Here is a 26784-nt window from a genome sequence, read left to right on the forward strand (position 1 = left end):
GAAGCGATAATGAGGCTCTACAACTGGGGTTTTGATGAATACTACATCATCAGACTTCTCTCTGCAGGCCTTTTAGGCGTCGAGAAAAAGCTCGTCCCAACAAGGTGGAGCATCACAGCGGTGCAGGACACAATAGGAAAGAACCTGAGGAAAGAAATCCTACACTATCCACCAATCAACCACTACGAGGTTTACTTCTACCGATTTCTTGGAAACCGCTATGCCGTTCTCTTGATGCCCGAAACCTACGCCTTCGAGCTTTTGGAGGTCTGGCTTAAGGGTTCCCTTTTCGGGAGCGAGAGGCCGAGCGTTATCCACGACTACGAGGATTTCCGCGGAAGGAAAGAGTACGTGAAAGAAACGGCCGGTGCCTATCACGCGGCGCGTTTAAGCGTTCTCGAAGCTTTGCGTAGGAGAAAAAGACAGGCAAGAGTCGTTGTGTTCAGGGAGGTTACGCCGGAATACTACGCCCCGGTGGGTGTGTGGCAGATAAGGCTTGGCGTCAAGAAGGCGCTGAGTAATCCGATAGGCCGCTTTGAGACCCTCAGGGAGGCACTTGAAGCCGTTGGGAGACGCCTTGAACATCCATTCGATGAGTATCTAAGAAGGAGCTACACACTGGGAAGTCTCGCGAGACAGAAAACGCTGGATGAGTGGCTCGGAAAGAATATATACCGGTTAAACGGAGAAAATCGAGGTGGATGACGACCACTCCATCCCACTGAGGAGTGATGAGTGCACGTCAGGCTGACACCGGTGATGGAAATGAGAAAGAAGCTCGCCCTCATAAGCCTCGACGGGAACGGGGTTTACAACCTCAAGCACATGCCCTTCCTGAGCGAGTTAGCTGAAGGCGGTGACTTCGCGGTTGTTGATTCCATCTTCCCAACGCTCACCGACTTGGTTCACACGAGCGTGATGACGGGAGTTTGGCCTAGGGACCATGGCGTCGTTGAGAACGGCTACTACGACAGGCTAAGTGACAGAAAGATTAACTTCTACGATTACGAGATTGCATTCAATCCGCACAAGGTCATAAAGGCTCCAACGGTTGTGGATATACTCCGCCAGAAAGGCATCAGGATGGGCTCGGTCAGCGGTTACACAATGCCACCATTCAGCGGTACCGACGTGAGGATTTTCCCACCGTTCTTCGCGAGCGACAAGATGTACAGACAACACGGAAGGGACTGGAGGAAGGACGTTTGGGTTCTCAATTCGGCCATTTACCTCTACGAAGAATGTAAACCTGACCTGCTCCTCGTCCACTTCGCCTCAATAGATGGCATGAGCCATGACCACGGACCGGGAAGCGAAGGTGCCCTTAAGGCCGTGGAAACCGTTGATACAGCCGTCAGAACCCTGTGGGAGAGGCTTAAAGACGAGTACACCTTCATAATCTTTGCCGATCACGGGCAGGAGGGAGTCCACACGTGGGTGAACCTGAAGACATACCTCAGGAAGAACGGAATTGAGACGCTCCGCGTTTCCTCCGGCGGAGGAGTTCACGTCTATTTGAGGAACCCCAACGAGGCCGAGGAAGCCTTTGAGGTTCTGAGGAGAGCGCCTGGTGTCAGAGAGGTCTTCTTCCGCGATGAGCTTCCCCACCTTGATACACCAAACAGTGGCGAACTAATAGTTTCTGCCAAGCCCGGCTACTGGTTCTGCTCCCACAGGATGTGCAAGGGGATAAAGGGTGTGAGCCACTGGGTGAAGGGTATGCACGGGTCAATGAACGAGCCCGTCGTTAAAGTTCCACTCATTCTATGGGGCTTTGAGAGGGTAAATCTCGAAGGGGCAAGCCTGATGGATATAGCGCCGACGATACTTGATTTCTTCGGCGTTGAGAAGCCAAGCAACATGGTGGGGAGGAGTTTAGTTTAAATTAAGTAAAAATTAAGAGGGTGGGGGTCTACTCACAAATTAATTTCACTAACACATTCTGGGTTAAATACGTAAAAGTCTATTAGTTCGTCTCCTGTTTCTGTATCTTTTGATATTTCAAGTATGTTCTTTCCAACTGAATCGAAGGCACTGAATATCATTCTACTTACCTCTTCCAGAGGAGGTCCAAGTGGAAGTGCTCTTCGAAGAGTGATTGGATTGAATCCCCTCTTATCATCACAGGACATTCTCTCGCTTGTTTTATAGAAAGTAAGTCTTCCACATATCTCGATTTGTATTTCCTTTGTAAGAAAGTTTTTTCTTTTCCTTTTTATCCCCATTCCACATGCGTCTCCAAATGCAACAGATGACATTTTGGAAATGTCTTCTTGACTTTTGAATAAGCTTCTCTTTTTCTTGGTGTTAAACAGAATAAATCTTCGGTTAGTTATGGCAAAGTTTTTGAAATCGCCATAATTAACATCAACGTTTCTGATGATACCAAGGATATACTCCCCCGGCATCAGATAGTCCCGAAGCTCCATTTCCCTCCTCCCGAAGGGTATAATATCTGGAGGCGAAGGGGTTAAATACGTGGAGGACGAAACCACCCCTGGTGTGAGCATGGAAGGAATTGAGTACATCTACGACGAGCACGGGAAGGTTAAGGGTGTCATAATTCCTCCAGAACTCTGGGAGAGGATAAAAGCTGAGTTCTTCGAGCCCTCAAAGTATAGGGGCATTTACAGGGATAAGAAAGACCTTGAGAAAAGCCTCAGGGAGCTGAGGGAAGAATGGGAGAGGGATTTCTGATTGACACAAACATTCTCATCTATTACCTCGCAGACGCAATTCCAGAGGAGGAGCTTCCCAGAGTGGAGGAAATCCTAAGGAAAAGCTTCAACGTCTCCATAATCACGAAGATAGAGTTTCTCGGCTGGAGAGGGCATACCCCAAAGGGCTTTGAGAAGTCAAAGGAGTTCATAAGCTTCGCGCACGTCATACCTCTCACCGATGAGATAGCAGACATCGCCATCGAGCTTCGGAGGAAGGTCAGCATAAAGCTCCCCGACGCGGTTATAGCGGCTACGGCACTTCTACACAACCTAACGCTGGTTACGAGGAACGTCAAAGACTTTGAGAAAGTGAAGGGACTGAGGATATACAACCCCTTCGAGAAAATCGACAGGAAAGTGAAGTAAAACCATCGATAACGGGCGAGAAAATTTAAAGAAAACTTACAGGTACCCTCTAAAGCCGGCGAGTCAGGAGGTTTGCATGGTTCACGCTATTTTCCCTCCTCCCGAAGGTATAATACTGGGAGGGGAGTTGCACACGCCTACAACAGCACGGTAAGTGGGAGTAGACCTGGCATTTTCCCTTTTGGCTTAGAAGACCAGAAAACGATGAGAACACAAGGAGAACTCAAGCCACTCTATTTTCACCCCGTTCTCAACGCTTTTAAACTCATCATCCCCGGTTAGGAGAGTGGCGTTCAAATCTATTGTCGTTGCGGCGGTGAAGGCATTGGCGTAGCTGAGCCTGTGGAAAGCTTTTATCCTTCAGGCTATGAGGGCAAGCCTCTCATCTGCAACCACAAGTTTAATCGGTTCCCCTGATAAGAGCAACCTCGAGATTTGCTATATCCGTTCCTCTCCTTCTCGAGATGATGGAGTAGACCTAACCAAGGTTCACCACGTTCATATAAAGTTCGGCCTTCCCACTTCTCCCGAGGTTGAGATACTCCTTAACCCTCCCCGCGGCCGCTTCGTCGTTTATGTAAGCTAAAACCGCATAGCTATCAAGACGATCCTCATCCTTTTGGACTCCAGCTCCTCTTCTTTTCTGATTTCGTGGAGTATCTCTCTGACGGATTTCTCAAACCAAGCTCGTCACCCTCTTTGATGCCAAACTTCTCGCGAATTCTACCAACACCAAAATTGTCTTAGCTAACGAGCATAAAAACGTTTGAGGCATCAGGTTAGAAAAGCAGAAGCGGGAGAAATGAATAAGAAACCCTCCAGCCCTCAGCGTGAGGACTGGGCAATCCTCTCGATTTCTTCCTTTTTGCTATAGGCGAAGCTCTTCGGGTCCTTGTTGGCAGCAGCTATAATTTCCTCGGCAAGGGCCTGAGCGTAGGTGGTCTTGTTGCGGTAGCACTTTATGCTAGCGCCAAGGGCTATGTTCTTGAGGGCGACGTCAAGCCTCCTGAGGGGAGAAACGTCAACGGCCATGTGGTAGCGGATTCCACCGAAGGCTATCGTGGTGGTGTCCTCCCTCGGAGCGGAGTTCTCGATTGCCCTTATGAGGACCTGAATCGGGTTCTGCTTGGTTCTTCTCTCGATAATCATGAAGGCCTCCTTAACAACTTCGTAGGCCTTCATCTTCTTGCTCATTATCGAGCGGTGCTCCCTCCTCATGAAGTGACCGCCGGCCTTGTAGTGGCTGGCACCGCTCCTCATGACCTTGTTTATGAGCCTTTCAACGATGTGAACGTTGGCCTTGCCGAAGGGCTTCTTGGCGTGCCTGCCGTGGCTGTGGGGGAGTATGCGAGCGTCGAGGTTTATGTAGGGCCTCAGAGATGGGTCGTTGACCGTAACATCTTCAACGCTCCACCTTCCCATGACCTTAAGCTCCTTCGGGATGAAGAAGCGCTCGCTGAGTGGCTTGGTCATGTCATTCACCTCCTCGGCTTCTCCTTTCTTCCCTTGACGAGCTCCTTGAGGCTAACGCGGTTCACCTTGACGACCTTGTAGCGGATTCCAGGAATGTCACCCATAGAACCGCCCTTAGGACCGCCAATTCCCTCGATGATGACCTCGTCGTGCTCGTCAATGTGGTTTATGGCACCGTCACCGGGGGTGAAAGCCGTGACGACCTTACCGTTCTTTATGAGCTGGACACGAACTGCCTTACGCATTCCGGAGTTCGGTTGCTTGGCCTCGACCGCTATCTTCTCAAGGACAATTCCCCTAGCTTGAGGAGCTCCCTCGAGTGGGTCGCTCTTCTCTTTAAGCCTGAGGACCCTTCTCTTGTACCTTATGTCGCTCCAGCGGAACTTCTTCCTCTTGAGCTTGAGCTTTCTACCAGCGAATTCACCATATGGAGCCTTCTTTCCGGGCATGAACATCACCTCAAATTATAATCACGTCGTGAATGCCGTGGTGTCTCTCCATCAACTCTTTCACGAGGTTTATGTTCTGGCCGCCCCTTCCAATGGCGCGAGGCTTGTCGCGCGGGCCGATATCGAGGAGGGCGACCTTCTTACCGTCCTTCTTCTCGGTGATATGAACCTTTTTAACCTTAACCCCGAGGCTCTTATAAATATTCCTCAGGAACTCCTCCGGATTCTCGGAGTGCTCGATGAGCTCAATTTCCTTGCCGAGCATCCCCTGGACACGCTTGACGTTTGCGCCTTTCTTTCCAAGGGCAAGACCCATCTCGCCCTTCTTGATGACATAGATGAGCCTGTTCCTGTTGGTGTCTATGAGGCAGTCGAGGACGGTCGCTCCGGTCATGCTCTCAAAGAGGGCTATGTACTTTATCTGGTCCGTGTTGAGCTTGAGCGGCATCACTCCTTACCCCCGGCAAGGGCGAGTATCTTGCTCTCGCCCGGGTCAATTATCGCAAGCGCCGAAACAGTATGGGGTCTTCCAAGGAGCGTTCCAAGTTCGACGCTCGTTCCCTCAAACTCGTAAACCGGTATTCCGCTGAGCTTGGCGTAGTAGTATATGTCCTCCTTTATGTCAGGCCTCGCGTTCTTGGCCACTATAATCATCTTGGCACCGCCGACCTTTGCGTAGTGTATGCTCTTCTTGGCTCCCATAACTATCTTACCCGTGTCCTGGGCCTTCCTAAGCTCAAAGGCGAAATCAACCATTAACTACACCTCCCTACTCCCTTTTCGGTCTCAGGGGGAGATTCATTGCCAGCTTGACGATTCCGGTCCCAACTGGAACCGGCTGGCCGATGAGGACGTTCTCAACGACACCGTTGAGCGGGTCAACCTCTCCCCTCTCGGCGGCCTCAAATAGGTGCTGGGTCGTAATCTCGAAGGCCGCTCTAGCGAGCACACTCGCTTTCTCCCCGACGACACCGTGCCTGCCTATCGGCAGGATTACGCCGTCGAGGGTCATCATATCGGCGACGAGCATGATGTGCCTGACGTCAACCTCAAGACCCTGCTCGCGCATCGTGTTGACGATTTCCTCGATGATGGCGTTTCTCGCTGCTTCAATTCCGAGCACCTCGGCAATCTCGTGGATGTTGTTGGTTCTGGTTCTCGTGGGGTCAACGCCCGGAACCTTGAGAACCTGCTTGAAGTTAGAGCCTTCGGTGTAGATTACGTACTCGTCGCCCTCCTTCCTTATGATGGTCTTTCCAACGCCAGAAAGACCCTTAAGACGGTGCTTTTTAACCTTTTCGGCGAGCTTTCTCAGGTCTGAAAGCTTCGTTACCTTCTTTGGCCTCACTATGAGGGTATATCCATCAACCTCAAACTCAGCACTCTTAAAGGAGCCCTCAAGCTTTCTCTTGACCCTTTCCATGTCGAGACCGGCCTTCTCAAGTCTCTCCGGGTCAATCTCGACTATAAACTCAAAGTTGAGGATGTCTATGGTTTCCTCCCTCGCTAGATTCTCAAGGGTGGTCCCTTCTATCCTCCTCGCGACTTCAAGGGCTTTTTCCCTGTCGTAGCGGTGCTTCTCGTCGAGGTAAACGGTCATAATAGGCGTTGATGGATTTTTCCTGGCGTCAACAATCTCGATGATTCTTGGCAGACCGAGGGTAACGTTTATCTCAGCGACACCCGCGTAGTGGAAGGTGTTGAGGGTCATCTGGGTTGATGGCTCGCCGATTGACTGAGCCGCGACAGTTCCTATGGCCTCTCCAGGTTCGACTAGGGCGTTCTGGTACTCCTTAACGGCCTCCTCGATTATGGCCTCAACCTCGGCCTTCTTGAGGTCGTACTTCTCGTTGTACTTCACGAGCTTCTGGTAAAGCTCATCCTTAACGCTCGCCGGAAGGTCGGCCTTCTCAACGAGGTTCTTGATAGTTCTCTCGGATACCATGAGCATCACCCCTTGGCACGGGTCTTCAACAGGGTTCTGATTATAATCCTGTCCACATCAACGGTCTTTCCACCCCAGCTCTTCATTGGGTCAACGCCGTCTTCTCCATAGCGGAACTGGACGATGATTCCAGTCGGGTCCCTAACCGTTCCGTCGTAGTCCACCTTGAGGTCCTGAAGGGCGTTTATCAATCTCCTCTGCATGTAACCACTCTGGGCTGTTCTAACGGCCGTATCGACGAGACCTTCCCTACCACCCATGGCGTGGAAGAAGTATTCCTGTGGCGTTAGACCGCTCTTGTAGGAGTTTATGACGAATCCCCTGGCTCTGGCTCCCAAATCACCGGGCTTGAAGTGGGTTAGAACTCTCCCGCGGTAGCCACGGTAGAGACGTTTTCCTCTAATTGACTGCTGACCGAGCATTGCCGCCATCTGGGTGATGTTGAGTATCTTACCCCTCGCTCCGGTCTTGGCCATTATCACCGCGTGGTTGTTCATACCAAGGTACTTTTCGGCGACCTTACCGGCGTTGTCACGCGCCTCCGCCAGGACGGCCATTATCTTGCTCTCAAGGGTCTCCTCAAGAGTCTTACCTGGGAGAGGTTCGAGCTCACCGCGCTTGTAGGCCTCAATGAGCCTGTTAACTCTCTCTTCAGCCTCACGGATTATCTCCTTAATCCTGTCAAGGGCCTCCTGAGGCAGGTCTTCGTCATCTATTGCCGTTGTAAAGCCCTTGTGGGTTATGACCCAGATTGTCAGCTTGGTAACTTGGTCAAGGAACTGCCTGGCCCTCTCGACGCCATACTCCCTCACTATGATGTCGAGGAGCTTTCCGTCCTCCCTACCGTAGGCCTTCTTGTCTATTGCACCGCTGAGGAGCTTTCCGTTCTGTATGTAGACGAAGCCGTCGTAGGCGAGCTTTCTGACTTCCTCCTCGCTTGGAACGAGCTTCTCCTCGATGAGCTTTTCTAGGGCCTCACATCTCTCGGGTTCATCGCAGAGCTTGTTGCGGTACCATATGGTCAGGTCGTCCGGAAGGAGGAGCGAGAATATCGCCTTTCCACTCCAGAGCTCAACGCCGTTTTCAACTTTGTCGGGCTTTGGAAGCTCGTCAACATCAACGCCGGCAAACATGAGCATCTGCTCGACTTCACTCCTCGTGAAGTACGCCCCCTCGCGCGTGAGGAGATAACCTCCGGAGATGTGATCCTGAATCCCAGCTATGAGCGGGCCTCCGTACCTCGGCGAGATTATGTGGTTCTGGACTTCCATGAGTATCTTCGCTTCCGCCTGCGCCTCCTCCGTCTGTGGTACGTGGAGGTTCATCTCGTCACCGTCGAAGTCAGCGTTGTAGGGTGGACACACCGAGAGGTTTAGCCTGAACGTCCTGTAGGGCATTACCCTAACGCGGTGGGCCATGATACTCATCCTGTGGAGCGATGGCTGTCTGTTGAAGAGGACAATGTCACCATCTTCAAGATGCCTCTCGACCGTCCAGCCGATGTCGAGTTTTTCAGCTATGAGCTCGCGGTTGGTTTCCATTAGGCGAATTCTCCTCCCCTCGGGGTCAATAACGTAGTTTGCTCCAGGATACTTATCGGGGCCGTTGAGAACGCGTTGCTTGAGCTTCTCGAAGTTGAACTCCGTGACCTTTTCAGGAACGGTGAGCTCCATTGCCACCGCTATAGGAACGCCGACCTCGTTAATGCTTATCATCGGGTCCGGGCTTATGACCGTTCTCGCTGAGAAGTTGACACGCTTACCGCTTAGGTTTCCACGGAAGCGACCTTCCTTACCCTTCAAACGCTGGGCGAGGGTCTTCAGCGGCCTTCCGCTCTTGTGCTTAGCTGGAGGAATTCCAGATGTTTCGTTGTTGATGTAGGTTGTCACGTGGTACTGGAGAAGGTCCCAGAGGTCTTCTATGATAAGCTGGGGCGCACCGGCCTCTATGTTGCTCTTGAGCCTGTTGTTTATTCTGATGATATCAACCAGTTTGTGGGTAAGGTCGTCCTCCGCTCTTATACCACTCTCAAGCGTGATGGACGGCCTCATGGTAACGGGCGGAACAGGAAGGACTGTGAGAACCATCCATTCAGGGCGGGCCTTCTCGGGATGTAAGCCGAGGAGCGGTAGGTCCTTATCGGGTATCTTCTCAAGTCTGTCCCTGACCTCGCTCGGCATCATCCTGTGCTTGTACTCGTTGCCTTCCTCATCCTTCCTGAGCTCCCAGTAGATTGTCGGCCTCTCGAACTTAATCGGAAACTGCGGTGCTCCACAGTGGGGGCAGACCATTCTCTCCTTGGCTTTCTTGTGTATCTCCTTAATGAGTCTGTCCTTGGCCTTCTTTCTGTCGCCGACGACCTCAAACTTCTTCATATACTCCTCAATCTCTTCATCGGTGAGCTTTATCCTTCCACACTCACGGCAGGTGCTCTCCAGAACGCGATGGATAGTCTTGGCAAAGCCCACATGAATTACCGGACGGGCGAGCTCTACGTGGCCGAAGTGGCCGGGACACTCTCCAGCGCGAGCTCCACAGGTCTCACATCTAAGACCTGGGTCAATGACGCCGAGCCTCTTGTCCATGAGGCCCCCTTCTATCGGATAACCGTCGTCGTCGTAGGTGTCCGGAACGGTTATCTCGGCCGCGCTCATCTTCCTGATTTCCTGGGGTGAGAGTATACCAAACTCAATACTTCCGATGACCTTTTTCATCGACTGCATGGCCATCACACCCTATCCTTCAACCTGAGGGAAGGCCTAATCACCATCGCCTTCAGCTCGTCGAGTAGCAACTTAAACGCGTAGCTCATCTCGACCTTGCTTATCCTCTCCTCCTCGCCACAGACCGGACAGTAGACCTTACCGCGACGCTTGTCCTCCAAAGCTAAGTGCCCACAGTTCTCGCAGACCCACACCTCAGTCTTGTCGCTCTCCTCCAAGAGACGCTCTATGAGTAGCATTGCCGCACCGTGGCCGATGAGGACGTCACGCTCCATCTCACCAAAGCGGAGACCACCTTCTCTAGCTCTCCCCTCGGTTGGCTGTTTGGTGAGGACCTGAACCGGACCCCTTGAGCGCGCGTGCATCTTATCTGCCACCATGTGGTGCAGTCTCTGGTAGTAGATGACGCCGACGAATATGTCCGCCTCAAGCCTTCTGCCGGTTATACCGTCGTACATGATTTCCCTTCCGCTGTGCTTGAAGCCAAGCTCCTCAAGTTCCTTCCTCAGCTTCTCCTCAGGTTCGCCTATGAATGCCGTTCCATCAACGCGCCTGCCCTTGAGGGAGGCCACTTTTCCACCTATTGCCTCAATTAACTGCCCAACGGTCATACGGCTTGGAATACCGTGCGGGTTGACGATGAGGTCTGGCACTATTCCACTCTCGGTCCAGGGCATGTCCTCCTGCGGGACGATTAAGCCGATAACACCCTTCTGACCGTGCCTGCTCGCGAACTTGTCTCCCAGCTCGGGAATACGGAGATCCCTAACGGTGACCTTAACGAGCTTGGTTCCGTCGCCTGTCTCGGTGACTATAACCTTGTCAACTATACCTCTCTCACTCGGCCTTACCGTCACGCTCGTCTCACGCCTTCCCTGGAGGGCGACACCTCCAAGGCCACTCTGCTCTTCAAGGAACCTAGGTGGAGAAGTTCTTCCAACGAGGACGTCCTTTCCTTCAACCTTCGATTCGGGGAAGATGAGACCATCTTCGTCGAGGTGCCTGTAGTATTTCTCACCAAGATAGCCCTGTATAGTTGGGTCAGGGATTTCGAAGGTGTCCTTCTGACCGCCCAAATACCTCTTCTCCTCGGCCTCGTAGGTTCTGAAGAAGGTTGACCTAGCCAATCCGCGCTCGATTGAAGCCTTGTTGATGATTACCGCATCCTCCATGTTGTAACCGTGGTAGCTGAGGACAGCAACGATGAAGTTTTGGCCAGCTGGTCTCTCCTCGAAACCAACCGCTTTCATTATCCTTGAGTTGACGAGCGGAACCTGCGGGTAGTGCATGAGGTGACCGCGCGTATCAACCCTAATCCTGAAGTTTGACCAGCCGAGACCGAGGCTCTGCTTAGCCATACCGGCACCGTAGGTGTTACGCGGAGCGGCGTTGTGCTCCGGGTAAGGAACGAGCGAAGCAGGAATACCGAGTATGGCAGCGGGCATCAGCTCGAGGTGGGTGTGCTCCTCAGTTACCTCCCATGGCCAAGTGGCAACGTAGGCATTCTCCTCTTCCTCGGCATCGAGGTATTCAATAACGCCCATCCTGACGAGGTCGCTCCATGTTAGTGTGCCGTCCTTTATACCATCGATATGCTCGCGGGTGAGCTTGGGCTTTCCGTTCTCGACTATTATAAGGGGCCTCCTAACCCTACCGTCGTCGCTATTGACGTAGATTTCCTTAACCTCCTCGTCCTCGTAGATGGCCACGTTTATGACGTCGCTTATCTTGCCGCTCCTTCTGTCGGTCCTTATCTTGTTCACGAGGCCCTGTCCATTCTCGGTGGTTCCAATAAGGACACCGTTGAGGTAAACGCGGTAAAGACCCGGAGCGGGCCTTCTCTCCTCAATCGGGACTATGCCGAGTTTCATGAGGTACTCACGGACTTCCTCCTCAGGAACACCGGTGGTTATCTGGGACATCAGGGCGAGGTTCTTAACCAGACCACAGTTGGGACCTTCGGGCGTCTCAGTAGGACAGATTCTACCCCAGTGGGTTCCGTGTAAATCACGCGCCTCGAAGTGGGGCTGGTCCCTGCTGAGCGGGGAAGTCACGCGCCTGAGGTGTGAGAGCGTTGAGATGTAGTTGGTTCTATCAAGGAGCTGGCTCACACCGGTTCTTCCACCTGGCCAGGCACCGGTAGCTAAGGCATGCTCAATCCTCTCGCTCAGGACGTCGGGCCTTATCGAGTTTCTAACAAATCTCTGGACGTTCTCGAAGGTATAGCGCTCGCCCTTTCTTTGGTAGGTCTTGGTCATCTGGTACTGCATATCCTTGACGAGCTGGCCGAAGGCTATTCTGAAGAGGTCCTTGAGAAGGTCTCCGGCCAGCTTGAGCCTCTTGTTGGCGTAGTGGTCCTTATCGTCCTCCCCACGGAGGCCCAGCGAAAGTTCGAGAACCTTTAGGGCCATCATGCCGAGGTAGTAGGCCTTAGCTTTCCTCCTCTCGGGCTCGACTCCCATGTGGGGAAGGAGGTTGTTGTCTATGATGTGTTCAGCCCTCTTAAGGCGGTACTCCTTTGGCTGACCCGGAAGGGAGAGCCTTCCTATGAGGTCAAGAGCCTCCTCCTGGGTTCTTATGTCGCTCGCATCCTCAAGGTTGTCGAAGAGAATCTGTTGAATCCTCGGGTCGTCGCTGACAGCCTCAACTATCTCCTTATCGCTGAGAAGACCGAGGGCGCGCATTACGTAGACGAACTTAACGGGCTTGGGGACGTTGGGGATAGAAACGTAGAGGATTCCGTCCTTCTTTCTCTCAACGGTAATCAATGCTCTGTAACCGTGCCTGTAGGAGAAGACCTTGGCTATAACGCGGTTCTGCCTCTCGTCCCTCTCCACTAGTGTCTTGTTCGGGGCGAGGTCTTCGATAGAGACTATAACCCTCTCGGAGCCGTTTATGATGAAGTATCCTCCGGGGTCCTTCGGGTCTTCCCCGAGCTTTATGAGCTCTTCATCGCTGAGACCGTAGAGACGGCAGGCCTTGGATTTGAGCATTATCGGCAACTCACCTATGCGAACCTCAACAGGTTCCTGCTCGATGCCGTTTACGACCGGAATCATTTCGAGGTAAAGTGGAGCAGAATAGGTCAGATTTCTAATCCTTGCATCCATTGGGTAGAGGGGTCTTCTCTGTCCCTGTGCTTCCTGAAACTCTGGTTCGCCAAGCCTAATCCTCCCAAACTTAACTTCCAAACCGGGGATGTCAGGTTTAACGCCACCGAACTCGTTGACGACCTCCTGAAGGCCGTGCTCGATGAAGGCGTTGTAAGAATCGAGGTGCTGTCTCACAAGGCCTTTCTCCTTCCAGTATGACTCCATAACAAGCCAGAGCTCATCAGGAGTTAGAGTGGGCTCGTTAACGGTAACTCCTCTGCTCATAAACTCTCACCCCTAAAATCAGTCCTCCACAACGAGGCGGTAATAGTAGTAGTAACCCGCCGTGGGGCTTTTCCTCTTTATCTCGATAACATCGCCGGGTTTTGCTCCAAGAGCAACGACGGCAGGGTCAGAAGCCTTAATCTGCGGAAGCTGGGAAATCTTAATCCTGTACTTCTTGAGGAGCTCCTCCTTCTCCTCCTCGCTGAGGATTCTGTGCTCGGGAACCAGTACGTGGGTGAATATGTTAAATTCTTTTTTCGCCGCCACCGAGAATTGCCCCCTTAACGTTTTTTATAGAACGATACCACTACCCCCACCTGCGGGTTCCGGTATATAAGCTTTTCGAGTGGTAGCTCGGTGGAGAGGCTTTATATCGGTTGCGCAAAGTTTAAGAACCGTTTTCCAGCCCCTTTTGGTTCTTTGATGTATGAGACTGTTCATCAAATGTCCGGAAGTTTTAAAAACACCGGCAAGAGCTGGGCAGAAAAGAAAGGGAAAGTCACTCAAGGGCTAAGAGAAGCTTTTCAAGGAACATTTTCTCAGGGTAGGCACCTTCAAACTGAACCTTGTCCTCACCGTCCACCTGGATAACTATCTTTGGCACCGCCATGACGCTGTACTGGTCGGCCCACTCAGGATACTCGATGGCCTCGACCATATCACCGAGTATCTTGCCCTTACCTGCCTTGGTGTTCTCAATGGCGAACTTGTGGGCCATCCTAACTGCCAGCGGGCAGTAGGGACAGGTTGGAGTGACAAAGACAAGTATTCTGACGTTCCTATCAATCTTGGCAAGCTCCTCCTTGCTCTCGGGCATCAAATCAGTGTTCATGTTGCTGACGTCAACTATGTCCTCAAGAAAGGCACCAAACTCGTGGCCGGCCGGAAGGCCGAAGAAGCGAACTCCAACGTCCTGGCCGTTTCTGGTTATACTAACGGCCGGAGCGCGGTCAATCCTGTATTCCTCGGCCTTCTTCTTGCCCTCCTCTGTGTCGAAGTCAATGAACTCATAACTAAGCTTGTCGCTGAGCTCGGCAAGCTCTTGGACGAGTTGCTTTAGCTGGTCACAGTACTGGCAGTGGTCTTTTCCGGTGAAGACCATGAGCTTAACAGGCTCAGTGAGCTTAGAAAAGAACTCCTCCTTTATTACCTTCTTGTCGGCGTCGCTAATCAGTCCCATCTTTTACACCTCCATCTAAAGGTTTATAATCATCACGAACCATTTTCTCTGGGTGAAAATCCCCAGGTTTGCAACCTTAAGTTTAATGTCCAATATATAAGCTTTACGTTACAAGTTTGGGTGGTGTGGGCCATGGATGAACCAGACATTTTTTACATCCTTGGAAACAAGGTGAGGCGCGATTTGCTGAGTCACCTCACCTGCACCGAATGTTACTTCAGTTTTCTGAGCAGTAAGGTTAGTGTCTCCTCAACGGCAGTAGCAAAGCACCTTAAAATAATGGAACGCGAGGGAATCCTGAAATCCTACGAGAGAGAGGGACCCTTCATAGGACCCGCGAGAAAGTACTACGACATAAACATCGCCAAGACATATGTGGTAACTATCACCCCGAACATCTTCTGGTATCGTGGACTTGACCTTAAAGAGGATTCAGAGAGTTCTTCAGACCATCTGGAGGAGCAGAAAACTCTGGGAGAAATGATTCTGACCTTCAGAACCCTGAGTGAAGAACTTGAAAACGTCCTCAGGACCCTTCAGAGCATAGAAAACAAAAGGGACAGGCTCATGGCGATGATTAAGGAAAAATATCTAAGGGAAATCGGCGACATGACTCAGTTAGCCATTCTCCACTATGTCCTCCTCAACGGAAAAGCCACGGTTGAAGAGCTGAGCGACAGGCTCAACCTCAAGGAGAGGGAAGTGCTCGCGAAAGTTAATGAGCTGGACAAGTTCGTTCCGTTAAGGATAAAAGACGACACCCTAACGATAGATGACGAAAGACTGAAGGCAAAGCTCGGCGGTGAAGACCATGCCGGAGAAGATTAAAATTGTGGTGAACGAAGACCGCTGTTACCTCTGTGGTGGCTGTGCAGGAGTGTGCCCGACCCTTGCCATAGAGGTTCACTCCACGAGCTGGGAGTTTCTCCAGGACAAGTGCATAAGCTGTAAGATATGCGTCAATGCCTGCCCGGTTGGAGCGCTGAGTGCTGAGCCACTGGAGGTGAGCGAATGAGCTGGAAGTACGACGTTGTTGTCGTAGGTTCTGGAATAGCCGGGCCAATTGTTGCTAGAAACGTTGCCAGGGCCGGTTTTTCGGTTCTGCTCATCGACAAGAAGTGGGCGATTGGAACGCCGAAACAGTGCGCCGAGGGGATAAGCATAAAGGTCTTTGATAAATACGACATCCCCTACGATAAGCGCTTCATCAATCGTGAGATTTACGGTGCAAAGCTTTATTCTCCAAGCGGTTACGAGCTCGAACTCAGGTATAAGGAAGTCAGCGGTGTAATCCTTGAGAGGAAGGTCTTCGACAAGATGCTGGCTTACTACGCCTCAAAGGCCGGAGCAGACGTTCTAGCCAGGACTGAGGCTTTGGACGTCATAAGGAAGGACGGTAATATAGCGGGAATCAAGGCCAAGCACGAGGACGAGCCTGTCGAGATTTACGCGGACATAATCGTCGCAGCGGATGGAGTCGAGAGCACGATAGCCAGGAAAGCCGGAATAAACACCTACGCTCCGCCACACGAGTTTGACTCAAGCTATGAGTACGAAATGCTCATCGAGGGGTTTGACCCGGATTTAATCCACCTCTGGTTCGGCAACGAGGTAGCGCCAAGGGGCTACGTCTGGGTCTTCCCAAAGGACGAGGACAGGGCCAACGTTGGAATAGGCATAGCCTCCGACCACCCGGAGACGGCCAAGTACTACCTCGACAAGTGGCTGAAGGAGAACAACATACCCATGAGGAAAATCCTTGAGGTAAACGTTGGGGTGGTTCCGGTTGGAGGCTTCGTGAAGGAACTCGTCAAGGACAACGTTCTGGTTGTTGGTGATGCCGCTAGACAGGTAAACCCGATGCACGGCGGTGGAATGGCGGAAGCAATGGAAGCGGGAACGATAGCGAGCAAGTGGATTATCAAGGCCTTGGAAGAGGAGAACCTCTCGCTTCTCCAGAACTACACGAAGGAGTGGTGGGAGACCGACGGAAAGAGGCTTGAAAAAGTCCTCAAGGTCAGGCGCGTTACAGAAAAGCTCACCGATGAAGACCTCGACCTCTTCATTCAGCTGTTAAAAGGTGCAGACGCCGAGAAAATAGCAAGTGGCGACTACGGGGAGGTCATAAAAGCCCTCCTCAAGCACCCGAAGGTCCTCATGAGCAAGAGGAGGCTCAGCCTTCTCAAGGAACTTCTCTGAGCCTGAACCCTTTTCCCTTCTTCCTTGAGAACACAACTATCTCCCTCGCCTTTCCAACGCTCAAGCTTCCCCAGGGGGAACTTATACCCTTGGAGTTCTCAATGAGGTAGTAGAGCTCAACTTCCCCAGAAACAGTTTTTCTGAAACCTGAAACGTCTGGGAGCTCGGTTATCTCGTCGCAGGTCCCGTCCGAGCACTCCAGCGGTCTCTCATCGAGTCCAACGCTGAGCTCAAGGGTTAGTAGCCTAGCAACTTCCTCTATCGGGGCAGGGTAGAGCTTGTAAAGCCTCCTAACGGCCTTTAAAAGAGCCGGAAAGCGTCTGTCTTCCCTACCTACTCCGTAGCCGATGTTCCTCAGAGGGTCCCGAACGGGCCTTCCATGGAGGGCGTTCCTGAGCTGGACTATTCTATTGGCCCACACCATAGTTGGCTTAGGCTCGCCGAGAAGGGAGAACCTCCTATCGAGGGAGAACCCCTTTTCGGGATTTAGACCTTTCAACGGAGAAAGCCACAGGTCGAGTTCAGGCTCATTGATGAACAGATGGCCGGCTTTGAGAACGTTGAGACCCTCAAGGAAGAGCCTGTAGGAGAGCTCAACGTCGTCATCGTTGTATAGTGAAAAGGCATACAGGCTCGCGTCCGCCAAGCCGAGGACGAAGGTTGACTGAACCTCAAGGAGGGTCGCCAACGTCACCTCGTTTAACCTAACCTCGTTCCTCAGCCTCTCAAGAAATTCGCGAGCGTTATCAATGAGAACCTTTGAGGCTCGTTCCCAGTCGTCCATGTTGAAAGCTGGGGAGGAAAACAAATAAGACTATCGCTTCCAGTCCTTGCACTTCATGTCAAGGCATATCTCATACTCCCTGCCCTTCTCGCGAATCTTCACAACAGGGGCACCGTTACAGCAGGTCTTTCCGGTTGGAATAACTTCCCCGCGCTGGAGGATTGGGTAAGTTACGTCGCACTTCGGCCAGTTGGAGCAACCTACAAACCTCTTTCCTGTCTTCCTGTTGTATTTGAGCACCAAATCGCCACCACACTTCGGGCACTTTCCGAGAATAAGCCTTTCCTTCGCCTGGGCCCTTTTGTTTTCCGTGGCCTTTGAAGAATCCCCAGACTTTTCAACCTTCACGGACTCCTTTGAAGCCGTTACACCGGTTCCAGTCGTCTCAAGGAGCATCTTCCCTATGTCGAGCTCCTTTTCCTTAAAGACTTTGAGGATTTTTATCAACTGCTCTTTGCTCTCCTCGATGACCTCATCCTTCTTGGCTTTTCCCGCCATTATCTCCTCCATCTTCTCCTCGAAGGCTTTAGTGAGTTCCACACTCACTATATCCGGCACGTTCTTCTCAAGGGCTTCTACCACTTTCATCCCAAGTGGGGTAACCTTTATCTTCTTCTTTCCCTCTATGTAGCCCCTCTGGTAGAGGGTTTCAAGTATCTGGGCACGCGTTGCTTTCGTTCCAATTCCCAAGTCCTCCATTTTTTTGATGACTGAAGCAGGCGAATACCGAGCCGGTGGTTTAGTCTTCTTCTTCTCGCGCTTTATCTGGAGGACCTTTACGGACTCACCCTCTCTAAAAGGCGGGAGAATAACCTCGTCGAACTTGACGTATTTTCCGTAAACCTTCAGCCAGCCCTCCTTGACCGTTCTCGCACCGCTAAGGATAAAGCGGTGGTTGTTGGAGTTTATCACAACCCTCATGCTTTCCCTAACTGCTGGCTCCATGAACAGAGCTAGAAAGCGCCTGACTATCAAATCGTAGAGGTTTCGCTCGTCCTTGGTGAGCTCCTCCGGCTTTGGCAACTCGCCCGTGGGGTAGATTGCAGGGTGTGCCGGGTCTTCCTTCTTGCCCTCGACGGGCTTGAGCCTTTCTTTGCCCAAAAGCTCGTGTGCAAAGGGTTTGTACTCCGGGAGTTTGGCGAGGTTTTGAATTATCGAGCGGAAGTTCAGGTTCTTGGGAAGCTTCTGTGAGCTTGTCCTCGGGTACGACGATAATCCTCGCTCATACAGGCGCTGTGCAAGCTCCAGCGTCTTCTTCGGGCTGTATCCGAAGGCAGAATAGGCCTCTCTCTGCAGGGTCCCGAGGTCAAAGGGGACGGGGGGATTCCTCTTCTGCTGTTTAACCTCGACTTTCTCAACGAAGGCCGGCCCCTTCTTGGCCTCCTGAACTATCCTTTTGGCCTCTTCCTCGTCCCAGATTTTGTCCTTTTCATAGCTGGCCGTGTACTTCTCGCCGTTCTTTTCAAGGAGCATCTTGATGACCCAGTAGGGTTTGGGCTGGAAGTTTTGGATTTCCTTCTCTCTCTCAACAAGGAACTTCAGCGTTGGCCCCTGAACCCTTCCGGTTGAGAGAACCATCCACTTGCCGCTGGCCCTTTTTATGGCCGAGGTCAGGGCACGGGACAGGTTTACACCCCAGTACCAGTCTAAAACGTGGCGCGCTATTCCCGCATCTGCCATTCCAAAGTTTATGGTCGGTTCGAGGTTGTACCAGGCTTTAAGGAGGTCCTTCTTGGTTAAGGCCGAGAACTTCATGCGCTTTGCCTTGGATGGGTCAACGCCACAGGCGTACTTTAGGGCGGTGTAGCCTATTACCTCTCCCTCCGTATCGTAGTCACAGGCGACGATGAACTCATCCGCTTTCTTCGCCAGCGTGGCTAAGGCCTTTATGTAGTCCTTCGCGTAGTTCTTCCCCTTCTCGGCGACATAAACCGGCACCCACTCTATGTCAAAGACCGGATAACCGTAGGTTTTTGTTTTTGGTGCGAGGGAAAACAGGTGGCCAACTGCCGGAGCGACGATGACCCTCTTCCCGTCGCGGGTGAACTCGTAATAGCTCACTTTCCCTATGGTTTTCCTAACGGGTTTGCCTTCCGCTAGGGCGTAGGCGATTTTTCTCGCAACGTTGGGCTTTTCCGCTATGATGAGCGTTACCATAGGCCTCAAGTTGTCTTTGAGAGTGGATATAAAAACTCTGCGAAGGGTTTATAACAGTCTAACAAAACCGTCGTTGATGACGATGCTGAGCGTCGGAGGTGTTGGTGTTCTCTTCAGTGGCGAACTAAACGACGGCTTCGTCGAGGGTTTTAGAAATCTCTTTGCCCGACGTTATCTTCCGGACGTCCTCAGGGCCGAGATAAAGCCCGACGTTTTGATAGAACGCTTTAAAGGGGACTCCTTCAGGGTGTTCAGTGCGATGTACGACGTGAACGGGAAGGACCGTTACAAGCTCGAGTCGGCCGTCCCATCGGCGTATACGAACGAGGCCCCGGTTTTCTTCCTCCTTCAGGCAACCGCAAGGGCCGGTGCAAGGAAGGGCAGGATTTTCGTGACCGATTCGGTGAGCGTCGTCAATCCCGAGGGAAGGGCCGTTCTTTTCGTCGGCTATCCCCACACGGGAAAGAGCACGATGTCAGCCCTAGCAGTCTCGGAGGGGCTGGACGTTTTGAGCACGGAAAACACGGTTCTCGACGTCAGGGACGAGAGGCTGTACGTTATCGGAGGAACCGAGGTCCTGGTCTACGACCCGAAGATTGAAGAAATTTACGGAGTTTCCATCGACTACGACGAAACGACGAGGAGCGGATACAGGATAGTTGACCTGGAAAGCACCGAGAGGAGGAGACTGCTCAAGAAAGGGGTTGAAGTCGAGAAGATTGTCGTCCTTCATGCGTCTTTTGGGGGTGGAAACGCGAGTTTTTCTCCTCTCAGGGGAAGGAAAATCAAGAAAACACTCTGGTACTTCGCAACGTCCCTTCTCAAGGGAATGGACTACTACGAGCCGGCCCCGCTCTACATGCCGATGAGCGATGAGATAAACTACAACCTCAACAAACTCCTCGATTCAGCTGTAGAACACTACTCGGGAAGGATGTTCGAGGCCTTCGGGAACCACAGGGACGTTTTTAGGAGAACCGTTCTCTTCACGTGAGGTGGTTGAAATGATTAGGGTAAAGGTTCTTGGAAGGGGAATAGAGAGGGAAGTGGAATGGGAGAAAGGAATGACCGTTAAGGACATCCTAAGGGAAGTTGGCTTCAACACCGAGAGTGCGATAGCGAGAATCAACGGAAGGGTCGTTTTGGAAGACGAAAAAGTGGAAGACGGGACAGAGATTGAGGTCATCCCTGTGGTCTCGGGGGGATAAAGGGATTTAAGAGAGTCTCTCCTTCATGAACGCCTCAAACCTGTCCATGGCCTCCTCAAGTACTTCAACCGGCGGAAGGAACACTATCCTGAAGTGCCAGTTTCCTGCCCTTCCAAACCCCGAGCCGTGGACGAAGAGAACATGAGCCTCGTGGAGAACGTCCAGAACGAATTCCTTGTCGTTCTTCCACTTTGACCTCTCCTCTATCCTCGGAAAGATGTAGAAAGCTCCCTGTGGCTTGACGGCACTTACACCGGGTATCTCGTTGATGCGCTTGTAGATGTAGTCCCTTCTCTCGCGTAGCTTTGCCATATACTCTTCAAGGTAGTCCATCGGACCTGTTAGACCAGCTATCGCCGCGAACTGGGCGGGAGTATTCGGACAGATTCTTATGCGCATAAGCTTGTCTATCGCCTCCCTGACTTCGGCGAGTTTGCCCTCCGGGTCAACGTAGTAGAAGTAACCCAGACGCCAGCCGGTGGCAAAGTAAACCTTCGAGAGACCGTTCATGACTATAACTGGGACGTCCTTGGTTAGCGAGCCGGGAGAAACGTGCTTACCCTCGTAGGTCATCAGGTCATATATCTCATCGCTTATGACGGGCAAATCGTATTCTCCAGCTAAATCAAGGATTGCCTTTACCGTTTTCTTCTCGTAGAGCGCCCCCGTCGGGTTGTTGGGGTTTATAACCGCTATCGCCTTCGTCCTCTCGTCAATCAGCTTCCTCATGTCGTCCAAATCAGGCTGCCAGCCGTTCTCCTCAATCGTCAGATACTCCCTCGGCTCGGCACCGTAGAACTTGACGAGACCCGTGTAGGGCGGATAGCTAGGACTTGGAACGAGTATGTTGTCGCCGGGATTCAGGAGTGCACCGAAAATCAACTGAAGGGCCTCGGTAACGGCGGTGGTAACGCGGACGTCATCGGGTGTTATATCAACGCCGTTCTTCCACTTTTCCCTCTTTACGACGGCTTCCCTCATCTCGGGAAGGCCCTCGCTGGGACCGTAGTAGTTGTGGCCTTCCCTTATTGCCCTACAGTAGGCTTCCTTCATGTGCTCCGGTGGTTGAAAGTCGTATTTTCCGGGGTCACCTATGTTGAGCCTGATGACCTTTATCCCCCTCTTTTCAAGTTCCCTAGCGGGAAGAACAACGTCCCTGATGGCGTACTCCACGCCCATTGCCCTTTCAGATGCCCTAATCATGACAACCACCACCCCAAGCTTGGGCGTTCACAATAAAAACCTTGAGTCGAGATGTTTCATGAAAAGCCGTTGAAATCCAGCATATTTTCGGAAACGTTTAAAACCGACCGTCCAAATCTCCAGAGGGCAATGAAGAATAGCAAGCACGCTGAGATGTGATGACGTGAACACCCTCCGAGCCCCTTCGATACTTTTATTAACCTTCAGAGCGGAATCTCGGGCATGAACGTATTCATACCCCTAACCCTCGGCCTTCTTCTTGGCTACCTGCTCAGACTAATTGGAAAAAAGCCCAGCCTTGAGGCCCCGGTTAGCGTTGCCCTCCTCGCTATGATATTCTTCCTCGGGGTGAAAACCGGAGAAGTCCAAGTAAACGGCCTCTGGCTCCTCTTTGCTTCCATGGTTTTTGCAGTTTTGACAATAGCGGGAAGTCTTTTCCTCGCGGAGGTGATGGGGTGAGGTTCCTCTACCTCGTTCTTACCTCGCTCACCGCAGGGATACTCGTCGGGCGTTTTCTCTCACCGAACTTTGGGAACGCCTACGAGGTTATGCTCTACGTTCTGATATTCCTAATCGGAATGGACCTCGGTTTAAGTTTCAGGAAGGAAGAGCTTATGAAGGTCAGCAGAAAAGCCCTCCTCCTGCCGTTTTTAACGTTGATTGGTTCAATCCTTGGAGGTCTCATGGCCTCGCTCCTCCTCGGTATAGAACCGAAGTGGGGCCTGGCAATCGGCGCCGGCTGTGGGTGGTATTCCCTCACTGGGCCGTTGATAGCGCAGTATTCCCCCCTCTACGGTGCCGTTGGGTTCCTTGGGAACCTTGTGAGGGAAATCCTGACGATTCTAATCTATCCAATCGCAACAAAGAGGATTGACCCCAAGAAAGCCGTCGCCATGGGAGGGGCGACAACGATGGACACGACCCTGCCAATAATAACCAAATTTGGAGGAAGAGAAGTCGCGCTCGTTGCTTTTGTCCACGGGTTCGTCCTTACGGCCCTGATTCCCTTCCTCCTCCCCTTAATACTCACCCTTTAGCGTACTTCTCGATGAGGCCCTTAATGAAGCTCTCGTGCTGTTCCTCGTTCCTCTTCAATTCCCTGACAAGTTCCCTGACGACCGGGTGAAATGCTCTCTTTGAGAGCTCCTCGTAGAGCTCCCTCATCTTTGCCTCCTCCTCGGAGTATTTCCTGAGCAGTTCAACCAGCTTCTTGCCGTCCTCTGGAAGAACGACCTCCGTCGGGAAGTCCTTGAGGAACTCCTCAATTACCTCCTCCGGCGGAATTCTGGCTCCAATTGGTCCAAAACCAAGGGGCATGGCCATCGTTGGAACGCCCGGGATTAGTGCGTAGTCCTCGTTGGGCTTTTCTATAGAATACGCTTCGATAATCTTAACGGCATCCTCGTAGGCCTTCTCAAGGGCCTCCATCAGTCTCTTGTGGAAGGCCGTATCAATTGCAATCCTGAGAATCAATCCCTTCAAATCCGCATACTCGGGCTTGTCAAGCTTTTTGAGGAGCTTTTTGTAGTCCTTCTCAGCCTTTCCCTCGACCGTCTTTGCCTCCTTGACAATGTCAATCATCCTCTTCATTTCCCATCACCGAGACTTTTTAGTAACATTTAGTATTTAAAAGTTTCGGGGAATGGGAAAAAGCTTTTTAAATATCCCCGCAAACGGGAAACCCGAGCTGTCATCGGCTCATGGCTCGGGGGTATCCGGAAAGGAGCCCACCGGGCTTTTCGCTGGGGGTGAGTGAGATGAAGTATCCTAAGCAGATAAGAACCTACTGCCCGTTTTGTAAGAAGCACACCATCCACAAGGTCGAGAAGGTCAAGAAGAGGCCGAGGAGCGAGCTCAGCCAGGGTCAGAGGAGATTCCGCAGAATAATGAAGGGTTACCATGGATTCCCCAGGCCGAACCCGGCCGGGAGAGAAAAGCCGGTTAAGAAGCTTGACCTCAGGTTTAGGTGCACTGTCTGCGGTAAGGCCCACACCAGAGGAAAAGGCTTCCGCGTTAAGAAGTTTGAGCTCGTGGAGGTGTGACGCATGGCGCTCCCGAAGAACCTGATTCCAATGCCACGCTCAAGGTTCCTCCGCGTTAAGTGCATAGACTGCGGAAACGAGCAGATAGTCTTCAGCCACCCGGCCACTCCTGTCCGCTGTCTCGTCTGCGGTGCAACTCTGGTCGAACCAACCGGTGGTAAGGGAATCGTCAAGGCCAAAATCCTTGAGGTTCTCGAGTGATTCCCTTCCTTTTTCCATCCCGCCAAACTTTTAAAAACCTCTTCTCGTAAACCTTTCGGAGAGAAAAATTTAGAGGTGGTTGAAATGCCGAGGAAGGCCAAGGAGTTTCCCGAGGAGGGCGAATTCGTCGTTGCTACCGTCAAGAACATTCACCCCTATGGAGCGTTCCTCACCCTTGACGAGTATCCCGGAAAGGAGGGCTTCATGCACATAAGTGAGGTCGCCCCAACCTGGGTCAAGAACATCAGGGACTACGTGAAAGAGGGTCAAAAGGTAGTTGTCAAGGTGATTAGAGTTGACCCAGAGAAAGGCCACATAGATTTGAGCCTCAAGCGCGTCAACCAGCAACAGAGGAAGGCGAAACTCCAGGAGTACAAGCGCGCCCAGAAGGCCGAGAACCTTCTCAAGATGGCCGCGGAGAGGATTGGCAAGGACTTTGAGACCGCATGGAGAGAGGTCTGGGTTCCTCTTGAGAAGGAGTACGGCGAGGTTTACGCCGCCTTTGAGGATGCCGCACAGAACGGCATCGAGGTTCTGAAGGGTCTCATCCCCGACGAGTGGCTCGAAGCCCTGAAGCCAATCATAGAGGCCTACGTTGAGATTCCGACGGTGACGATAGATGCCGAGTTTGAGATAACGGTTCCAAAGCCGAACGGGGTCGAGATAATAAAGGAGGCCCTCATAAGGGCCCGCGATAGGGCAAACGAGGAGAAGGACATAGACGTCAAGTTCACCTACCAGGGAGCACCTAGGTACAGGATTGACATAACGGCCCCGGACTACTACAAGGCCGAAGAGGTTCTCGAGAGCATAGCCGAGGAAATTCTCAGGGTGATTAAAGAAGCTGGCGGAGAGGCCACACTAATCAGAAAGGAGAAGCGCATAAAGAAGATTAAGAGGAGGTAAAGATGAAGTTCCGAATAAGGAAGTGCCCCAACTGTGGCAGGTATACCCTCAAGGAGACCTGTCCGGTCTGTGGCACGAAGACCAAAGTGGCTCATCCACCTCGCTTTTCACCGGAGGACCCCTACGGCGAGTACAGGCGCAGGTGGAAGAGGGAAGTCCTTGGAATTGGGGTGAGAAAATGAAGGAAACAACAATCTACCTCCTTGAGAGACCCAAGCTGAGGGACCCGGTCTTTATAGAGGGCCTCCCCGGAATTGGACTCGTTGGAAAATTAGCAGCTGAGCACCTCATCCAGGAACTTAACGCCGTCAAGTTCGCGGAGCTTTATTCGCCCCACTTCATGCACCAGGTCATCATAAAGAAAGGCTCAATCGTTGAGCTCATGAAGAACGAGTTCTACTACTGGATAAACCCAGACGAGGACGGAAGGGACCTAATCATAATCACCGGCGACCAGCAGGTTCCGCCCACAGATAGCCCCGGCCACTACGAGGTGGTCGGTAAGATGCTCGACCTCGTCCAGGAGCTCGGCGTCAGGGAAATAATAACCATGGGTGGCTACCAGGTTCCAGAATTGCAGGGCGAACCGAGGGTCTTAGCGGCCGTAACCCACGAGGAACTGGTGGAATACTACAAGGAGAAGCTCAAGGACTGTTCCGTTGAAGTTATCTGGAGGGAAGACGAGGGAGGGGCAATAGTCGGCGCGGCAGGACTGCTCCTTGGCATGGGCAAGCTCCGCTCGATGTACGGCATAAGCCTGCTCGGAGAAAGCCTCGGTTACATAGTAGATGCAAAGGCCGCGAAGGCCGTTTTAACAGCCGTTATAAAGATACTTGGAATTGAGCTCGACATGACGGCACTTGAGGAGCGCGCAAAGGAAACTGAGGAGATACTCCGGAAGGTTCAAGAGATGCAGAGGGCAATGCTCGAACAGCAGATGCCTCCAGCCCCTGAGGAAGAGGACAGGGGTTACCTCTGAGCCCTATTTCCTTTTCTCTTAGTGTGTTCGGGTTTTGAACCAAAGGTTTGTAACACTGTTTTTAGAAAACTTTTTATAGGATAGCACTATTTAGGGTTTTGATAACACCAACCGATGAAAGAGGTGGTGAAATTGCACATCCCAGATGGCTACCTCGGCCCGTACACCTGTGCGTTTTTCTATCTGATAATGATACCGATATGGTACAAGGCCTTCAGGTGGCTCAAGAACCTAAAGCCAAGCCAAGTGCCACTCTTAGGAGTTCTGACGGCCTTTTCTTTCCTTGTGATGATGTACAACATGCCAGTTCCAGGGGGAACGACGGCCCACATCGTTGGAGGAACGATAATAGCGATACTAATCAGCCCCTGGGCAGCAACAGTATCCCTGACAATAGTGCTCCTGATACAGGCCCTCTTCTTTGGCGATGGTGGGATAACGACCTACGCCGCAAACGTCTTCAACATGGGCGTTGTCCTGCCCTTCGTCGGCTACTACGCCTACCGCTTCCTTACACGGAGGCTGAAGCTCAATGAGATTGTATCCGCGGGCATAGGTGCCTATGTGGGAATAGTGACGGCGGCGATTATGGCGGGAATTGAACTCGGCATCCAACCCTACCTACAGCCCGGTTACTGCCCGTATCCACTGAGAGTTTCCGTTCCGGCAATGGCAATAGCGCACCTCGTTACCGCCGGCCCGGCCGCCGCCGTCGTCACAGCGGCAGTAGTGTGGTACGTGAAGAAGAGCAGGCCCGACCTTTTTGCCATGAGGACAATAACCAAGACAAGGGGGTGATTGAATGGACAGGGTCACAAAAACGTTGCTCGCCATTGTTGGGGTCATGATAATCCTCTCACCCATAGGGATAC

At 52.1% G+C, this 26784-nt stretch carries 30 protein-coding genes and 1 pseudogene; 17 read left to right on the forward strand and 14 right to left on the reverse strand.

Annotated features, from left to right (window positions below; genetic code table 11):
* Both F7B33_RS04355 and F7B33_RS04360 read left to right on the forward strand, forming a co-directional pair.
* A pseudogene (locus tag F7B33_RS04355) lies at positions 1–705 on the forward strand (hypothetical protein); the annotation flags it as partial.
* 60 nt (positions 706–765) lie between these two features.
* The gene (locus F7B33_RS04360; protein WP_297073355.1) at positions 766–1884 is read left to right on the forward strand and encodes an alkaline phosphatase family protein; all 1119 of its coding nucleotides are present in this window, start codon (positions 766–768) and stop codon (positions 1882–1884) included.
* Between the two features lie 32 nt (positions 1885–1916).
* On the opposite strand, the gene F7B33_RS04365 is transcribed toward F7B33_RS04360, so the two are convergent.
* Positions 1917–2429 carry a hypothetical protein gene (locus tag F7B33_RS04365; RefSeq protein ID WP_297073340.1) on the reverse strand — a complete coding sequence of 171 codons (513 nt, stop codon included), beginning with the start codon at positions 2427–2429 and terminating at the stop codon, positions 1917–1919.
* Positions 2430–2508: 79 nt separating this feature from the next.
* Between F7B33_RS04365 and F7B33_RS04370 the strand changes: the two genes are divergently transcribed.
* Positions 2509–2697, forward strand: coding sequence for a hypothetical protein (locus F7B33_RS04370; protein ID WP_297062282.1), 189 nt, complete (start codon positions 2509–2511; stop codon positions 2695–2697).
* The gene (locus tag F7B33_RS04375; protein ID WP_297073341.1) at positions 2679–3086 is read left to right on the forward strand and encodes a type II toxin-antitoxin system VapC family toxin; all 408 of its coding nucleotides are present in this window, start codon (positions 2679–2681) and stop codon (positions 3084–3086) included. The genes F7B33_RS04370 and F7B33_RS04375 overlap by 19 nt, the downstream gene beginning before the upstream one ends.
* An 825-nt stretch (positions 3087–3911) precedes the next feature.
* Here F7B33_RS04375 and rpsG read toward each other — a convergent pair.
* From rpsG to F7B33_RS04420, 9 genes are all read right to left on the reverse strand, one after another.
* Positions 3912–4559, reverse strand: a complete 648-nt coding sequence (gene rpsG, locus F7B33_RS04380) for a 30S ribosomal protein S7 (protein ID WP_297073343.1) — start codon at positions 4557–4559, stop codon at positions 3912–3914.
* Positions 4560–4564: 5 nt separating this feature from the next.
* Positions 4565–5008 (reverse strand): 30S ribosomal protein S12, encoded by a 444-nt coding sequence (locus F7B33_RS04385; protein WP_042688992.1) that lies wholly within the window; start codon positions 5006–5008, stop codon positions 4565–4567.
* Between the two features lie 10 nt (positions 5009–5018).
* Positions 5019–5456, reverse strand: a complete 438-nt coding sequence (locus tag F7B33_RS04390; RefSeq protein WP_297065070.1) for a NusA-like transcription termination signal-binding factor — start codon at positions 5454–5456, stop codon at positions 5019–5021.
* A complete protein-coding gene (locus F7B33_RS04395; RefSeq protein WP_167728632.1) occupies positions 5456–5764 on the reverse strand; it encodes a 50S ribosomal protein L30e in 309 nt (102 codons plus the stop codon). Before F7B33_RS04395 ends, F7B33_RS04390 begins: the two co-directional genes overlap by 1 nt.
* A 13-nt stretch (positions 5765–5777) precedes the next feature.
* Complete coding sequence (gene rpoA2, locus F7B33_RS04400; protein WP_297073358.1) at positions 5778–6953, reverse strand: DNA-directed RNA polymerase subunit A''; 1176 nt, start codon at positions 6951–6953, stop codon at positions 5778–5780.
* A 5-nt stretch (positions 6954–6958) separates the two neighbouring features.
* Positions 6959–9676, reverse strand: coding sequence for a DNA-directed RNA polymerase subunit A' (locus tag F7B33_RS04405; protein WP_297073345.1), 2718 nt, complete (start codon positions 9674–9676; stop codon positions 6959–6961).
* Between the two features lie 5 nt (positions 9677–9681).
* A complete protein-coding gene (locus tag F7B33_RS04410) occupies positions 9682–13053 on the reverse strand; it encodes a DNA-directed RNA polymerase subunit B (protein ID WP_297065042.1) in 3372 nt (1123 codons plus the stop codon).
* A gap of 18 nt (positions 13054–13071) precedes the next feature.
* On the reverse strand, positions 13072–13320 hold the full coding sequence (locus F7B33_RS04415) for a DNA-directed RNA polymerase subunit H (RefSeq protein WP_297065044.1): 249 nt from the start codon (positions 13318–13320) through the stop codon (positions 13072–13074).
* 232 nt (positions 13321–13552) lie between these two features.
* Complete coding sequence (locus F7B33_RS04420) at positions 13553–14233, reverse strand: thioredoxin family protein (RefSeq protein ID WP_297065046.1); 681 nt, start codon at positions 14231–14233, stop codon at positions 13553–13555.
* Positions 14234–14365: 132 nt separating this feature from the next.
* Here F7B33_RS04420 and F7B33_RS04425 point away from each other — a divergent pair, with 132 nt between their 5' ends.
* The 3 genes from F7B33_RS04425 to F7B33_RS04435 are packed head-to-tail and all read left to right on the forward strand — an operon-like array spanning position 14366 to position 16432.
* Positions 14366–15061: a transcriptional regulator gene (locus tag F7B33_RS04425; protein WP_297065078.1), complete on the forward strand. Its 696-nt coding sequence runs from the start codon at positions 14366–14368 to the stop codon at positions 15059–15061.
* Positions 15045–15248 (forward strand): 4Fe-4S binding protein, encoded by a 204-nt coding sequence (locus F7B33_RS04430; RefSeq protein WP_297065049.1) that lies wholly within the window; start codon positions 15045–15047, stop codon positions 15246–15248. The genes F7B33_RS04425 and F7B33_RS04430 overlap by 17 nt, the downstream gene beginning before the upstream one ends.
* The gene (locus F7B33_RS04435; RefSeq protein ID WP_297073347.1) at positions 15245–16432 is read left to right on the forward strand and encodes an NAD(P)/FAD-dependent oxidoreductase; all 1188 of its coding nucleotides are present in this window, start codon (positions 15245–15247) and stop codon (positions 16430–16432) included. The genes F7B33_RS04430 and F7B33_RS04435 overlap by 4 nt, the downstream gene beginning before the upstream one ends.
* Here the strand turns inward: F7B33_RS04435 and F7B33_RS04440 are convergent.
* Both F7B33_RS04440 and topA read right to left on the reverse strand, forming a co-directional pair.
* Positions 16416–17216 carry a hypothetical protein gene (locus F7B33_RS04440; RefSeq protein ID WP_297065054.1) on the reverse strand — a complete coding sequence of 267 codons (801 nt, stop codon included), beginning with the start codon at positions 17214–17216 and terminating at the stop codon, positions 16416–16418. The two genes, F7B33_RS04435 and F7B33_RS04440, sit on opposite strands and share 17 nt — an antisense overlap.
* 30 nt (positions 17217–17246) lie before the next feature.
* Positions 17247–19373 carry a DNA topoisomerase I gene (gene topA, locus F7B33_RS04445; RefSeq protein ID WP_297073360.1) on the reverse strand — a complete coding sequence of 709 codons (2127 nt, stop codon included), beginning with the start codon at positions 19371–19373 and terminating at the stop codon, positions 17247–17249.
* An 82-nt stretch (positions 19374–19455) separates the two neighbouring features.
* Between topA and F7B33_RS04450 the strand changes: the two genes are divergently transcribed.
* Both F7B33_RS04450 and F7B33_RS04455 read left to right on the forward strand, forming a co-directional pair.
* A complete protein-coding gene (locus F7B33_RS04450) occupies positions 19456–20367 on the forward strand; it encodes a hypothetical protein (RefSeq protein ID WP_297065080.1) in 912 nt (303 codons plus the stop codon).
* A 10-nt stretch (positions 20368–20377) separates the two neighbouring features.
* Complete coding sequence (locus F7B33_RS04455; RefSeq protein WP_297065058.1) at positions 20378–20581, forward strand: MoaD/ThiS family protein; 204 nt, start codon at positions 20378–20380, stop codon at positions 20579–20581.
* A gap of 6 nt (positions 20582–20587) precedes the next feature.
* Here F7B33_RS04455 and F7B33_RS04460 read toward each other — a convergent pair whose 3' ends face one another.
* Positions 20588–21784 carry a pyridoxal phosphate-dependent aminotransferase gene (locus F7B33_RS04460; protein ID WP_297073363.1) on the reverse strand — a complete coding sequence of 399 codons (1197 nt, stop codon included), beginning with the start codon at positions 21782–21784 and terminating at the stop codon, positions 20588–20590.
* A 222-nt stretch (positions 21785–22006) separates the two neighbouring features.
* Here F7B33_RS04460 and F7B33_RS04465 point away from each other — a divergent pair, with 222 nt between their 5' ends.
* Together F7B33_RS04465 and F7B33_RS04470 are read left to right on the forward strand one after the other, a co-directional pair.
* Positions 22007–22243 (forward strand): hypothetical protein, encoded by a 237-nt coding sequence (locus F7B33_RS04465; RefSeq protein ID WP_297064022.1) that lies wholly within the window; start codon positions 22007–22009, stop codon positions 22241–22243.
* Complete coding sequence (locus F7B33_RS04470) at positions 22240–22821, forward strand: lysine exporter LysO family protein (protein WP_297073349.1); 582 nt, start codon at positions 22240–22242, stop codon at positions 22819–22821. The genes F7B33_RS04465 and F7B33_RS04470 overlap by 4 nt, the downstream gene beginning before the upstream one ends.
* Here F7B33_RS04470 and F7B33_RS04475 read toward each other — a convergent pair.
* Positions 22811–23374 (reverse strand): hypothetical protein, encoded by a 564-nt coding sequence (locus F7B33_RS04475; RefSeq protein ID WP_297064028.1) that lies wholly within the window; start codon positions 23372–23374, stop codon positions 22811–22813. The genes F7B33_RS04470 and F7B33_RS04475 overlap by 11 nt on opposite strands.
* A 167-nt stretch (positions 23375–23541) precedes the next feature.
* Between F7B33_RS04475 and F7B33_RS04480 the strand changes: the two genes are divergently transcribed.
* The 6 genes from F7B33_RS04480 to cbiM all read left to right on the forward strand — a co-directional run bounded on the left by F7B33_RS04480 (position 23542) and on the right by cbiM (position 26710).
* Positions 23542–23826: a 50S ribosomal protein L44e gene (locus tag F7B33_RS04480; protein WP_088884972.1), complete on the forward strand. Its 285-nt coding sequence runs from the start codon at positions 23542–23544 to the stop codon at positions 23824–23826.
* Between the two features lie 3 nt (positions 23827–23829).
* The gene (locus F7B33_RS04485; RefSeq protein ID WP_088884971.1) at positions 23830–24027 is read left to right on the forward strand and encodes a 30S ribosomal protein S27e; all 198 of its coding nucleotides are present in this window, start codon (positions 23830–23832) and stop codon (positions 24025–24027) included.
* 84 nt (positions 24028–24111) lie between these two features.
* Positions 24112–24933, forward strand: coding sequence for a translation initiation factor IF-2 subunit alpha (locus F7B33_RS04490; protein WP_297064038.1), 822 nt, complete (start codon positions 24112–24114; stop codon positions 24931–24933).
* A 2-nt stretch (positions 24934–24935) separates the two neighbouring features.
* The gene (locus F7B33_RS04495) at positions 24936–25115 is read left to right on the forward strand and encodes an RNA-protein complex protein Nop10 (protein WP_297064040.1); all 180 of its coding nucleotides are present in this window, start codon (positions 24936–24938) and stop codon (positions 25113–25115) included.
* Positions 25112–25912 (forward strand): proteasome assembly chaperone family protein, encoded by an 801-nt coding sequence (locus F7B33_RS04500; protein WP_297073353.1) that lies wholly within the window; start codon positions 25112–25114, stop codon positions 25910–25912. The genes F7B33_RS04495 and F7B33_RS04500 overlap by 4 nt, the downstream gene beginning before the upstream one ends.
* A 126-nt stretch (positions 25913–26038) precedes the next feature.
* Positions 26039–26710, forward strand: a complete 672-nt coding sequence (cbiM, locus tag F7B33_RS04505) for a cobalt transporter CbiM (protein WP_297064043.1) — start codon at positions 26039–26041, stop codon at positions 26708–26710.
* Positions 26711–26784: the final 74 nt, after the last annotated feature.

This window comes from Thermococcus sp., from assembly GCF_015523185.1.
In the GTDB taxonomy this organism is placed as follows: Archaea; Methanobacteriota_B; Thermococci; order Thermococcales; family Thermococcaceae; genus Thermococcus.